Annotated in this window: 13 protein-coding genes and 1 pseudogene; 5 read left to right on the top strand and 9 right to left on the bottom strand. The window is 63.0% G+C overall.

Annotated elements, in window-relative coordinates:
• Positions 1 to 43: 43 nt before the first annotated feature.
• The 3 genes from OKW27_RS30775 to OKW27_RS30765 all read right to left on the bottom strand — a co-directional run bounded on the left by OKW27_RS30775 (position 44) and on the right by OKW27_RS30765 (position 1,033).
• Positions 44 to 301 carry a YfhL family 4Fe-4S dicluster ferredoxin gene (locus OKW27_RS30775; RefSeq protein WP_184062491.1) on the bottom strand — a complete coding sequence of 86 codons (258 nt, stop codon included), beginning with the start codon at positions 299 to 301 and terminating at the stop codon, positions 44 to 46.
• Between the two features lie 102 nt (positions 302 to 403).
• Complete coding sequence (locus OKW27_RS30770) at positions 404 to 568, bottom strand: hypothetical protein (protein WP_429335706.1); 165 nt, start codon at positions 566 to 568, stop codon at positions 404 to 406.
• A gap of 180 nt (positions 569 to 748) precedes the next feature.
• Positions 749 to 1,033 carry a hypothetical protein gene (locus OKW27_RS30765; protein ID WP_429335705.1) on the bottom strand — a complete coding sequence of 95 codons (285 nt, stop codon included), beginning with the start codon at positions 1,031 to 1,033 and terminating at the stop codon, positions 749 to 751.
• A 1,147-nt stretch (positions 1,034 to 2,180) separates the two neighbouring features.
• Here OKW27_RS30765 and OKW27_RS30760 point away from each other — a divergent pair.
• A complete protein-coding gene (locus OKW27_RS30760; protein WP_090802929.1) occupies positions 2,181 to 2,528 on the top strand; it encodes a MarR family transcriptional regulator in 348 nt (115 codons plus the stop codon).
• Positions 2,529 to 3,019: 491 nt separating this feature from the next.
• On the opposite strand, the gene coaD is transcribed toward OKW27_RS30760, so the two are convergent.
• The gene (coaD, locus tag OKW27_RS30755; RefSeq protein ID WP_062125937.1) at positions 3,020 to 3,529 is read right to left on the bottom strand and encodes a pantetheine-phosphate adenylyltransferase; all 510 of its coding nucleotides are present in this window, start codon (positions 3,527 to 3,529) and stop codon (positions 3,020 to 3,022) included.
• Between the two features lie 100 nt (positions 3,530 to 3,629).
• Positions 3,630 to 4,244, bottom strand: coding sequence for a 16S rRNA (guanine(966)-N(2))-methyltransferase RsmD (gene rsmD / locus OKW27_RS30750; RefSeq protein WP_090802928.1), 615 nt, complete (start codon positions 4,242 to 4,244; stop codon positions 3,630 to 3,632).
• Positions 4,245 to 4,494: 250 nt separating this feature from the next.
• Here rsmD and ftsY point away from each other — a divergent pair, with 250 nt between their 5' ends.
• Positions 4,495 to 5,664 (top strand): signal recognition particle-docking protein FtsY, encoded by a 1,170-nt coding sequence (gene ftsY / locus OKW27_RS30745; protein WP_429335704.1) that lies wholly within the window; start codon positions 4,495 to 4,497, stop codon positions 5,662 to 5,664.
• A gap of 112 nt (positions 5,665 to 5,776) precedes the next feature.
• Here the strand turns inward: ftsY and maiA are convergent, their stop codons facing one another.
• Both maiA and OKW27_RS30735 read right to left on the bottom strand, forming a co-directional pair.
• Positions 5,777 to 6,421 carry a maleylacetoacetate isomerase gene (maiA, locus tag OKW27_RS30740; protein ID WP_429335703.1) on the bottom strand — a complete coding sequence of 215 codons (645 nt, stop codon included), beginning with the start codon at positions 6,419 to 6,421 and terminating at the stop codon, positions 5,777 to 5,779.
• A gap of 34 nt (positions 6,422 to 6,455) precedes the next feature.
• Positions 6,456 to 7,154, bottom strand: coding sequence for a fumarylacetoacetate hydrolase family protein (locus OKW27_RS30735; RefSeq protein WP_090802924.1), 699 nt, complete (start codon positions 7,152 to 7,154; stop codon positions 6,456 to 6,458).
• 222 nt (positions 7,155 to 7,376) lie between these two features.
• On the opposite strand from OKW27_RS30735, the gene ybiB reads away from it, so the two are divergent.
• Complete coding sequence (gene ybiB / locus OKW27_RS30730) at positions 7,377 to 8,348, top strand: DNA-binding protein YbiB (protein WP_176078932.1); 972 nt, start codon at positions 7,377 to 7,379, stop codon at positions 8,346 to 8,348.
• 381 nt (positions 8,349 to 8,729) lie between these two features.
• A pseudogene (locus tag OKW27_RS30725) lies at positions 8,730 to 9,716 on the top strand (2-isopropylmalate synthase); the annotation flags it as partial.
• 197 nt (positions 9,717 to 9,913) lie between these two features.
• On the opposite strand, the gene OKW27_RS30720 reads toward OKW27_RS30725, so the two are convergent.
• Together OKW27_RS30720 and OKW27_RS30715 are read right to left on the bottom strand one after the other, a co-directional pair.
• Positions 9,914 to 10,297, bottom strand: a complete 384-nt coding sequence (locus tag OKW27_RS30720) for a nuclear transport factor 2 family protein (protein WP_008921685.1) — start codon at positions 10,295 to 10,297, stop codon at positions 9,914 to 9,916.
• Between the two features lie 41 nt (positions 10,298 to 10,338).
• Positions 10,339 to 10,911: an acyloxyacyl hydrolase gene (locus OKW27_RS30715; RefSeq protein WP_090802919.1), complete on the bottom strand. Its 573-nt coding sequence runs from the start codon at positions 10,909 to 10,911 to the stop codon at positions 10,339 to 10,341.
• A 354-nt stretch (positions 10,912 to 11,265) separates the two neighbouring features.
• On the opposite strand from OKW27_RS30715, the gene rpoH reads away from it, so the two are divergent.
• The gene (gene rpoH, locus OKW27_RS30710; RefSeq protein ID WP_429335702.1) at positions 11,266 to 12,201 is read left to right on the top strand and encodes an RNA polymerase sigma factor RpoH; all 936 of its coding nucleotides are present in this window, start codon (positions 11,266 to 11,268) and stop codon (positions 12,199 to 12,201) included.
• The last annotated feature ends 336 nt before the right edge of the window (positions 12,202 to 12,537 follow it).

Below are 12,537 nucleotides of genomic sequence, written 5' to 3'. Positions count from 1 at the left end.
CCGCAGGCCTTCGCCGTTTTCTTTTGCGCGTCTTCCGCGAACGTCAGGTGCCCTTGGCGGCCTGCAACGCGTGATATTTCGCCATCAAACCTTCGGGCGTTTCCAGGTGGTTCGGGTCACGCGGAATGCACTCGACCGGACACACCTGAACGCATTGCGGCTCGTCGAAATGACCGACGCACTCGGTGCACTTCTTCGGGTCGATCACATAGATTTCCGGGCCCATCGAAATCGCGTCGTTCGGGCACTCGGGCTCGCAGACGTCGCAATTGATGCACTCGTCGGTAATCATCAGGGCCATGCCGCCACCAACTTTGCTAGAGAAAACAAGACATTATAGCTTTTTCGCCCCCGCACGGCCGTGCAATCCCACGCCAGGGTCATGGGCGGCTGCGCTTCTCGGTCAGGTAGCCTTCGTCGCAAGCTGGTTGGCGTATGCGCTGTTCAACGCCAACTGGATGCTGAACATGCCATTCGACACGCGGGAATTGCCGGGCTGTTTCGGCAACAAGGCCAGCAGCGCCTTCATCACATACAGAATGATTAGCGCGCCGGCCAGATCACCCACAAACATCGTGAAGAAGCTTTCGAACCAGTTCTTCGTCGTACCGGCCAGCGCGAACCACAGGTGGTGAAACAGCGTATTTGCTCCCGAATAGGCGACAGCCAGAACAAGCAGCCGCTTCGGCGTCAGGTTCGTCAGCGATGCGCGCAGATCGAAATACTCGAGCGCAAACCTGTAGACCAGCTACGGTGCCAGTGACCCAAGCAAGGCGCCTGCTATTGCACGCACCGGGTCATGCGGAAACCAGTACAGAAAGTCTGTAATCAGTCCGGCAAGCAGCAGGCCGAGTGCACCATCGAACCCAACCAGCAACGTGCTGAGAAGCCGAACACCAGACGGCAGGAAAATCCAGTTGACGCCTCGCACGAAAGACGTGTGCGTAAACACCTCCTGATTGATCCACAGCGACGCCAGGAACGCGATCAGGGTCCCAGCGATCGACCAAAAATGCAAACGTAAGCTAGACATTGCGGTGAGCCATCCTCGGTTGCTTTTGCCGAATGCATCATAGCGTGCCCGTATGGCGTTCCGCGAGCACAAGCAGCAGGCTTTCGGTCACAGATATCGTGACGCTCACGGAAAAAATTTCGCGAGGCCCTCAAGTTCTGCGCGACGCGACCGAAAACCCATGTATAGCTTTATGCCCGGCTCGACAAGCATGCAGAGCCGCGTCCATATTGATATGCTTTTTATAGCGATGAACCTGAGAGAACAGGCTGGAACGGAACGCGCTATCCGGACGAACCGGTGGCTATCGGCACGCCGACCAGTAGGCCGGCCGCCTGCTGCATGGCTCGCGTGCTATCCCGTCTTTCGAGATGCGTTGCTCGGCTGCGAAACAAGGTTGGGGGCGCTTCCTGACTTCGTCAGGCGCGCTGCTTTGGAAAGACTGGGTGGCTCCAATTATTCGTGTGTGCCCACTTCAGTACTTGATGAAGTCCGCGCCTCTTACCTGGAACTTCGCAGCACATGCGTCGCAGAAGAAGTACGTCGATACCTGTCTGATACCGAGGACAGTCTGCTGGCGTCACACGAATCGTCGGACGCCCTTGAAACCCTGGCGGCGGGAATGCCGCGGATGCTGGTTCCGCCTGTCGCTCGCCCTCCGTGTCTGCTGAGTTCTGGCAACGGAATGTTTCTCGGGGGCTGCGCGCGGTTTGTTGCGTACTGGTGTCGGAAAGACCCAACGATTCCGCTACTCGCGGTAGATTGGCCGATCCTGTACGAGCACGTAGCGCCCTACAGCCTTCGCCACTTGATCGACGATCCTAGTGTTGCATCGACCGGTTGAATCCGCCTTCGGAAAGCAGCCAATCGTCCTCCAGCGACGGCTCGAGTTGATCACCCGCACGAATCTTGGCAATGCGCGACTTTATCGTTATAGTTTTTGTAACGGCCAAACCTGAGAGAAATGGTTCGCGTGGAACTCGATGTGCGTGAAGACTTCCTGGTCGATCCAGAGCGACAGCGCGAACGCGATGGCCGTGCCCGCGACCGGGAGCAAACCCAAACGTAAGCTGGACATGGAGATAAAATAGGGAAGCCCGGTTGTCGCAGGGCATCAAGGTTCGCTTTCCGCGCTCGGGTGAGCGGCGTTTTCGTTGGAGCGATGGTCATGGGCCGCCCTGCTGATATCTATCTTCGATTTCTTCAATTGACCGAAGCACTGCGAGGTCTTCCCGCACTTCCCGCGCTCGATCCACTCGAAGAAAAGATCCTGGAGTTCGTTGCTCGCATGAGGCAAAAAAACGAACGCCTGTCAGTTCGAGACATGATGGCCCAAAGTGCGCTGGGGTCGCCGGCTACCTTGCATGCCCGTATCACGTCAATGCGCGAAAAGGGCTGGCTCCTGCTCAACGACACCGAAGACGCTCGCCGCAAACAGGTCGAGCTGACGCCCGCGGCCCTCCGGCACTTCGACAAACTTGCCGAGGCGTTCACGAAAGCTGCGAAGGGAAGCTGACATTGTTCTGCTTCGGTTAAGCCGGCACTATCCGGTTAGGAAAAACTCCTCATTCCTCTTGCAATGCCCGTCTGGTTGCTCCGCTCCGGCAATTCCACGTATGCGGCACCTGTACCCTGTTGAAATCCATCGTACCGTACTGGTGCGCTTCGTCAGTTCATACTCGGCGAATTGGACAAAGGTATATCGATTGCCCACGCCCGTGACTTTTTCCGGATAGGGTTCCGTAGGAACCTGACAAGCCGGCGTGACTATTGATGATCGCCCCGTTTGCGATGAAGAGACAATTCTTGTTCTTCGCATCATCATTGACATCGCAGCTTGCACGAACCATCGAATACACCGATGCCCGTGCATAACGACAGGATTGACGTTCGCCGCCAATACGGCTCGCCAACATTACCTGGAACAGCCGACCGATGCCCCTGGCGCCGATCACCGAGGCCTGGCCGGTCTTGATCCGTCAAAACCGGCATTCGCGCGACTCAGGCTCAGGTCCCCTGAGCGCCGTCCTGCGGATCCAGCGAAGCGACCTTCTCCTTCAGCCATTTTTCGACGGAAGGGAACACGAACTTGCTGACGTCGCCGCCCAATTGCGCGATCTCGCGCACGATCGTGCCCGAGATGAACTGATACTGATCGGACGGCGTCATGAACATCGTCTCGACGTCGGGCAGCAGATAACGGTTCATGCCCGCCATCTGGAACTCGTACTCGAAGTCCGACACCGCGCGCAGCCCCCTGACGATCACCCGAGCGTTGTTGGTCCGCACGAAGTCCTTCAGCAGTCCCTTGAAGCTCATCACCTGGACGTTCGGATAGTGGCCGAGCACCTCATGCGCAATCGCGAGGCGCTCCTGGAGAGTGAAAAACGGCTTCTTGGCACGGCTGTCGGCCACACCCACCACCAGCGTGTCGAAAATGCTCGACGCGCGCCGAACGAGGTCTTCGTGACCGCGCGTCAGCGGGTCGAACGTGCCCGGGTACACGGCGACTACCATGAGACTTCTCCTCTCTTCAGACAAAAGGGCACGTCCGGGCGACGCATTTCGCACCGGCGCGGATGACGATAAACCGCCCGGCCCTTTTTTGGAACGCGCATTATTCCTTATTTTCGCGCTGCAGCAAATGAAAGTGCACAGCGCCCGCTTTGCCCTGCCGAACGAGTTCCCAGCCTGACAGCGGCTCGTGCGCGGCCGGTTCGAGCGCTTCGCCGGCCTCGACATAAAGATAGCCGTCGGCCCGCACGAGCGGCACGGCCACCGCGAGCGCCTTGCCGAGCAGGTCGGTATCGAACGGCGGATCGAGGAACACGACGTCGAACGAGCCTGGCGCGAGACTCGCCGCAAGACGCAGGCCGTCCGCCTCGGCGATTTCGATCATGCGTGCATCGAGCCGCTGCTGGTTTGCGCGCAACTGGCCGGCAGCGCGCGCATGGCGCTCCACCATCAGCACGCGAGCGGCGCCGCGCGACGCGGCCTCGAAGCCGAGCGCCCCACTACCAGCGAACAGATCGAGGCAGTGCTGGCCGTCCAGACGCTGGCCGAGCCAGTTGAACAGCGTTTCGCGGACGCGGTCGGGCGTCGGGCGCAAGCCGTCCAGATCGAGCACGGGCAGCGGCGTGCGTTTCCAGTCGCCGCCGATGATGCGAATGGCATGCGGTTTGCCACTTTTGGACGAAGCGCCAGCGGCGCGTGAAGGTGCTAAACGAGGCATGCAGTATCGCGCAGTTTCAGCTAGGTGATGAACACGCCCACGGCGTCGATGCGCGCGGGCCGGAGCGCTCACGTTACCACAGGGTTGGCGCGCGTCCAGCCTGGCCGAGCGGCCGATACGACGCGCCGCGGCACGCCTGATAAAATGTGCGGCTGCCAGCGCCCCGCCTTTTCGCATCCCGGCGCTGCCCACCGCTTCGCCGGTCCCGTGCCGGCTGCGCGCATCGGCGCGCTCTCCCATACGTCAGATCATGTTCAGCTTTTTCAAACGATTCAAGGGCTCGAAAGAGTCCGATACCGCCGCAGACGAATCGCTGGCGGCGCAAGACGGCGCGGCACCCGAGGCCGAGGCAGCGCCCGTTGCGCCCGCCGAACCCATCGAGCCCATCGAGCCCATCGAGCCCACCGCGCCCCCCGTTCCTCCTGTGGCCACGACGATCATCGAGCCGCAGCCCGAGCCGCCAGACGCCATGCTCGACACCGTCGAAATCGTCCCGCCGCCCGTGCAGGATGCCGGCGCGAAGCGCTCGTGGCTTACGCGTCTGAAGAGCGGCCTCGCGAAAACCAGTTCGAACCTGACCGGCATTTTCGTCGGCACGAAGATCGACGAGGACCTGTACGAGGAACTCGAAACCGCGCTGCTGATGTCTGACGCCGGCGTCGAGGCGACCGAATTCCTGCTCGAAGCGCTGCGCGAAAAAGTGCGCGGCGAACGCCTGACGGCCCCCCTGCAGGTCAAAACCGCCTTGCGCACACTGCTCGTCGAGTTGCTCAAGCCGCTCGAAAAATCGCTGATGCTCGGCCGCGCGCAGCCGCTCGTGATGATGATCGCCGGCGTCAACGGCGCGGGCAAAACCACGAGCATCGGCAAGCTCGCGAAGCATCTGCAGAGCTTTGACCAATCGGTGCTGCTCGCCGCCGGCGACACGTTCCGCGCCGCCGCACGCGAGCAACTCGCCGTGTGGGGCCAGCGCAACCACGTGACCGTGGTCGCGCAGGAAAGCGGCGACCCGGCCGCGGTGATCTTCGACGCGGTCGGCGCCGCGCGCGCGCGCAAGATCGACGTGATGATGGCCGACACGGCCGGCCGCCTGCCCACGCAACTGCATCTGATGGAAGAACTGCGCAAGGTGAAGCGCGTGATTGGCAAGGCGCAGGACGGCGCGCCGCACGAAGTGCTGCTCGTGATCGACGCGAACACCGGCCAGAACGCGCTCACACAGGTCAAGGCGTTCGACGACGCACTCGGGCTCACCGGCCTGATCGTCACCAAGCTCGACGGCACCGCGAAGGGCGGCATCCTCGCGGCGATCGCGCGGCAGCGGCCGATTCCGGTGTATTTCATCGGCGTCGGCGAAAAGGTCGAGGATCTGCAGCCGTTCAGCGCGGAGGAGTTCTCGGACGCGCTACTGGGCGGCTGATCGCGTGATCGTTGCGGCGCTCGGCGCTCGCGGCGAACCAAAGGAAAAGGGCACTCAGCGGAGCGCCCTTTTTTCGTTTCGAGCTACCGTCGAAGTGTTAGCGATCCCGGGCTCACTCCGCGTCCGGCTGCACGCCCGGCGCCGCGCGCGCGAACGCGTCGAGTTGCATCGCGTGATCGTAGATGCGCTGGATCGTCGGAAACTTTGCGGTGTCGAGCTTGAAGCGCTGCGCGTTGAATACCTGCGGAATCAGGCACGCGTCGGCGAGTGTCGGTGCGTCGCCGAAACACAGTTTGCCGGTGCGCGCGTCGCCGGCAAGATGCGTCTCCAGCGTCGCGAAGCCCGCGTCGATCCAGTGCCGGTACCACGCGTCCTTCGCTTCGTCGTCGACTCGCAGCGTGTGCTTCAGATAGCGCAGCACGCGCAGATTGTTCAGGGGATGAATCTCGCACGCGACCTGCAGCGCCACCGAGCGCACATACGCGCGATCGAGCGGTGCCTTCGGTAGCAGCGGCGGCTCGGGATGCGTCTCCTCGAGATACTCGATGATCGCGAGCGACTGCGGCAGCAAATGACTGCCGTCGGCGAGCGTCGGCACGATGCAGTCGGGGTTGATCTTGCGATACGCGGGCTTCAGCTGCTCGCCGCCTTCGCGCACGAGGTGCACGGGTACGTAGTCGTACGACAGGTTCTTCACGTTCAGCGCGATGCGCACGCGATACGACGCCGAGCTACGGAAATAGCTGTAGAGCTTCATGTTGTCTGCCTCCTCCACCTGCACGCAAGCCGTCTCAGACGACGCGCACGCTGAACTCGCCGAGCCCGTCCACGCCGCCCTTCATCAGGTCACCCTTCACGACCGCGCCGACGCCTTCCGGCGTGCCGGTGAAAATCAGGTCGCCAGGCCGCAGTTCGAACAGCGTCGACAGATACGCGATCGTCTCGGCCACCGACCAGATCAGCTGCGACACATCCGCGCGCTGCTTGTCCTCGCCATTCACCGACAGCCAGATCTCGCCCTTGCCGATGTGACCGACCGTCGAAGCCGGATGGATCGGGCCGAGCGGCGCCGAGTGATCGAAGCCCTTGGCGGTATCCCACGGACGACCCATTTTCTTCGCTTCGCCTTGCAGGTCGCGGCGCGTCATGTCGAGACCGAGCGCGTAGCCGTAGACGTGGTCGAGCGCGCGGTCGACGGGGATGTCTTTGCCGCCCTCGCCGATCGCCGCGACCATTTCCATTTCGAAATGGACGTTCCTGGTCTGCGACGGATACGGGAATTCGCCGGTCGTGCCCGGCGCGACGTACACGATCGCATCGGCCGGCTTCGTGAAGAAGAACGGCGGCTCGCGGTCCGGGTCGTGGCCCATTTCACGCGCGTGCGCCTCGTAGTTGCGCCCCACGCAGTAGATGCGGCGCACCGCGAACTGCTCGCCCGACCCCACGACCGGCACCGCGACCTGCGGTGCGGGTGCAAATACGTAACTCATCCCGTTCTCCGTTTTCCGATGTGCGCCGCCGAGGCGGCGAGAAACATCGAGTGTAACCCGCGGCACGGCGCGGGGGCGTGTCAGGCGGCCCGTCGCGCGCCACTGCGTGCCCGCTTCGTTGCTGTTCGCCCGCTCGCCATAGATGCGATACTCACACCGAACTGTTCCCCGAATGGCGTAGCGAACCGCCAGGCGCGGCACGCCACCCGCCTCTTGCGCACGATGACCGACTCCACCGATACCACTCCTCCCTTCCCCTGGGCCCGATTCATCAAGGAAATCGGCCGCGGCCCGAATGGCGCCCGCGCGCTGACCGCCGACGACACGCGCTCGCTCTACACCGCGATGCTCGACGGCCGCGTCGACGATCTCGAACTCGGCGCGGTGCTGCTCGCGTATCGCGTGAAAGGCGAAACCGCCGACGAACTCGCCGCGATGCTGGCCGCCGCGCATACGTCGTTCGAGCCGGTGCGGCTGCCGCACGGCGCGTTTCGGCCGGTGTCGATTCCGTCGTACAACGGCGCGCGCAAGCAGCCGAACCTCGTGCCGCTGCTTGCGCTGCTGCTCGCCCGCGAAGGCGTGCCGGTGCTGGTTCACGGCGTCACCGAGGATCTGGGTCGGGTGACGAGCGCGGAAATCTTCACACATCTGCGCATCGCCCATGCGCAGTCGCACGCGCAGATCGAAGCTGGACTTGCGGAGCGCCGCGTCGCGTTCGCCTCGATCGACGTACTGGCGCCCAAGCTCGCGCGCCTGCTCGCGCTGCGCCGGCGCATGGGCGTGCGCAATTCGACGCATACGCTCGTGAAGCTGCTGCAGCCGTTCGCACCCGCGGGATTGCGGCTCGTGAACTACACGCATCCGCCGTATCGCGACAGTCTCACTCAGCTGTTCGTCACGCATCCCGATGCGGCCGTCGGCGGTGCGCTGCTCGCGCGCGGCACCGAAGGCGAGGCGGTCGCCGATACGCGCCGCCAGGTGCAGGTCGACTGGCTGCATGACGGCATCTGCGAGACGCGGCTGCCGCACGAGCGCTCGTCGCCCGATGCGCCCGAAGTGGAACTGCCCGAAGCGCGCGACGCGGCGACCACGGCCGCCTGGATCGACGCCGTGCTGCGCGGCGAAGCGCCGGTGCCTGGCGCGCTCGAGCGGCAGGTCGAGCTGATCGTCGATATCGCGAAGACGGCGGCCTGACGGCCGCGGGTTGACAGGCCAACGCACGCCGTCATACATTTGGCCTCATGCGTTCCCTTCCGAACACCCTCCGAATTATCTCCGGCCGCCTGGCGCGGCCCCTATCGCTACGCCTGGCCTAAGTCTCGCGTAGCGCCGCGCGCTGGCAGCTCCGGTTGCCGTCGGCGGTCCTCCCCGTAGTTCCCGCAGTTTCGCTTCACCCCCGTCGTAGTTCTCCACAACCTGTCGTCGTTTGCATTCGTCCGTTTACCGCGCGGACGATGCGAGAGGATCACATGTACGTTGCATGGGCAGCATCCGCAGCGTGCATGCGTGAACAGTCGGCCCACCGCTCGACGTCCCCACCCTCCGCCGACGACGCCACGAATGAGGCACCTCACCATGTTGCGCAATCCCGCTGAAAAGTACCGCCCATTTCCCGCCGTCAGGCTGACCGGCCGCAAATGGCCGAGTCGCACGGTCGACGCCGCACCCGTCTGGATGAGCACGGACCTGCGGGACGGCAATCAGGCGCTGATCGAACCGATGAACGCCGCGCAGAAACTCGAATACTTCGAGATGCTGGTCGCGATCGGTTTCAAGGAAATCGAAGTGGGCTTTCCGTCGGCGTCGCAGACCGATTTCGACTTCGTGCGCAAGCTGATCGACGAGCGACGCATTCCCGACGACGTCACGATCGAAGTCTTCGTGCCGTCGCGCGCGGAGCTGATCGCACGCACGTTCGACGCGCTCGAAGGCGCGCCGCGCGCGATCGTGCATCTGTACAACGCGATCTGCCCGTCGTTCCGGCGCATCGTGTTCCAGCAGTCGAAGGATGAGACCAAGGCGCTCGCCGTCGAAGGCACGGGCCTCATCAAGGAACACGCGCAGGCGCGGCCGGGCACGCGCTGGACCTTCCAGTACTCGCCCGAGACCTTCAACACGACCGAGCTGCCGTTCGCGCGCGAGGTGTGCGACGCGCTCGCGCAAACGTGGCGGCCTACGCGCGATCACAAGATGATCGTCAACCTGCCGGCAAGCGTCGAAGCGGCCACGCCGAACGTGTTCGCCGACCAGATCGAATGGATGCATCGCAACCTCGGTTACCGCGACAGCATCGTGCTGTCGGTGCATCCGCACAACGATCGCGGCACCGCCGTGGCCGCGGCGCAGCTCGCGCTGCTGGCGGGCGCGGATCGCATCGAAGGCTGTCTGTTCGGCAATGGCGAGCGCACCGGCAACGTCGATCTCGTCACAGTCGCGATGAATCTCGACGCGATGGGTATCGACAGCGGTCTGGATTTCTCGGATCTCGCGACGATCAGGCGCGTGGCGGAGCACTGCACGCGGCTTCCGGTTGCGGCGCGGCATCCGTATGCGGGACAGGTAGCGATGCGCGGCACGCGCGAGGCGCGCGACGCGGATGCCGATGTAGACGAGCACGGCGCAAACAGCCGCGACAAAGCTGGCGAATGCGTGACCGCGTGAATTCGCGTTGGGCCTCGAGCCTGCTGCAGCGGAGTGCACACCCGCATTCCGCTGCCGCTGGAGACGCGCTCACGAGGCGCGCCCGCCCGATGAGAATCTCACTCGAGCGCGCAACGGGTCGCCTGCCACGCGATCAGTCGCCACTGCCCGTCTTCGTGCGTGTGAATCGCGGTATAGGCAATCGGAAACAGGAGCGCGCCGTTGTTGGCCTCCATCTCGATCAGCGCGCGGCCCGTGACGACGTAGGTCTCGCGCCCGGCCGGCAAAACATCCTGCGACTGCACCTCGATTTGCCGATAACGACGGCGCCCCGCGGTGATCCCGTCGATGAACTGCCGCTTCGTCTCGCGCTTGCCATTCGTATGGACGTAGCTCACGTTGTCCGCGAGCAGCGTGTCGAGCGACTGCCCATCGCCATCGACCATCGCGCGAAAACGCTCTCGCTCGAGCCCGCGAATCGCTTCGATCATCTTTGCCGCCATTGCAGAGCCCCTCGAACACCGCGAGCCGCAGGCGGCCACGGTCAGAAGTGATATTGCAAATATAGCTGGCTGAAATTTATACCAGGATTCGGCTCTTTGATACCGCCATTGGAGACATGCTGGAAGCGGTAGCCGGCGACATACTGCTCACGAGCGCCGAACTGCAGCCCGACGCCCGCCATCTCGGCGAACTGGAACGCGGTGCCCAACGTGAAGTCGGAAGAAATGCGCGGGCTGGTCAGCAGCCGGACGCCGGCACCCACCTCGATGAATGGCCGCACCGAACCCGACGACCTGATGAAGCGGATCACCGGCGTCACGCCGATCTCGCCGATGTTGTCGTGAACGTTTCCTTCATTGGTGTGCCACCACGCGACATGCGCCTCGCCGAGCAGCGCGAAATGCCAGTCGCCGATCTGCCACCAGGTCAGGTTTGGATCCCAGACCACGCCGAGATCGAGCGTCCTGACGTGATGGTCGCCGACGCCGGCGGCCACCTGCACGCCGAACTGCTCAGCTTGGGACGCGCCCGCCGCGCTCAACAGCAGAACGAGCAGAACGGCAAACGTGCTTTTTAGACTAAGCCCACGCACCACAAGATTCTGCCTGTTCATCCGCCCCCCATACTGCCGAGTATTAAGCGAGCGCCCCCTTTATTCCAGGCACGAATTCAGGAGCAAGTATTTCCCAGATAATGCCCATGATCAGCAATTATTCTCTTCAAAAGCGGACGATATCAGTCAAACGTGAGCCTGCACCCGCTCCGGGCGGTACTTTGTACAGGTCCAACGCGCAGGGCAAATAGGGCGTATGATGGCTATCGGAAGTAAAAACTCAATAGGATTTTTGGGAACTCGGATACCCCTGCGACCTCTAAGTATTAGCACTCGGCAGATCTGAGTGCTAACATCCGTCGCTGGAGTCGTTTACTGAGTACGCAATTGTCTGATTCCAAAGGAGCTTCAAACGTGAGCCATGCAATGACCCTTCCGAGTACTTTGAGCCCGTCGTCGGCTAAGGCCGCTCCGGCAGGTGCACTGGCGCTCTCGCATTCCTCGCTGCTGTCCGGTCACCTGGGCAACATCGACGCCTACATCCAGGCGGTCAACCGGATTCCGATGCTGACGCCGGCGGAGGAACGCCAGTTCGCCACCGAATTGCGCGAACACGACAATCTGGAGGCGGCGCGCCGCCTGGTGCTGTCGCACCTGCGACTCGTCGTGTCAATCGCGCGTAACTACCTCGGTTACGGGTTGCCGCACGCCGATCTGATCCAGGAAGGCAACATCGGCCTGATGAAAGCGGTCAAGCGCTTCGATCCCGAGCAAAACGTGCGCCTCGTGTCGTACGCGATGCACTGGATCAAGGCCGAGATCCACGAGTACATCCTGCGCAACTGGCGCATGGTGAAGGTCGCCACCACCAAGGCGCAGCGTAAGCTGTTCTTCAACCTGCGCAGCCACAAGCAGGGGCTTGGCGCGTTCACGCCGGACGAGATCGACGGTCTCGCGAAGGAGCTGAACGTGAAGCGCGAAGAGGTCGCGGAGATGGAGACGCGTCTGTCAGGCGGCGATATCGCGCTCGAAGGTCAGGTCGAAGACGGCGAGGAGTCGTACGCGCCAATCGCCTATCTGGCCGACTCGCATAGTGAACCGACTGCCGTGCTGGCTTCGCGTCAGCGCGACCGGCTGCAAAGCGACGGCATCGCAAGCGCGCTCGACGCGCTCGATCCGCGCAGCCGCCGCATCATCGAAGCGCGCTGGCTGAAGGTGGCCGACGACGGCTCAGGCGGCTCCACGTTGCACGAGCTGGCCGACGAGTTCGGTGTCTCGGCCGAACGTATCCGCCAGATCGAAGCCAGCGCGATGAAGAAGATGCGCGGCGCGCTGAACGAATACGCGTAAAGCGTCGAAGCCATGCGCGCGTCGATTGTGTCCCGCCTATGACATAGGTAAAAACGACACGCGTTAATCGGTCGCGCCATTTAGCGACCATCGCGCTCAAGCCCCGCCCTCGCAAGACGGCGGGGCTTTTTCATTCTTTTCGCCCTTTCTTGCGTCCCCGCGGCCGCGCATTCGCGTCGGCCCATCCGCAAGCCGGCCTGTCGAGGCCGGTAAGCGTTTCTTGACGTATCGCAAGTCCGGTAGCAATACTGCACAGACGCGGCAAGTTTCGCGACGTGTTGCCGCATGGCTAAACCTGAGCGCGCGAGGTTCACCTCCTACAATCGGCATGCATTC

The organism is Paraburkholderia sp. 35.1, assembly GCF_050436525.1.
In the GTDB taxonomy this organism is placed as follows: Bacteria; Pseudomonadota; Gammaproteobacteria; order Burkholderiales; family Burkholderiaceae; genus Paraburkholderia; species Paraburkholderia tuberum.
This window is presented reverse-complemented; position numbering and strand designations above follow the sequence as displayed.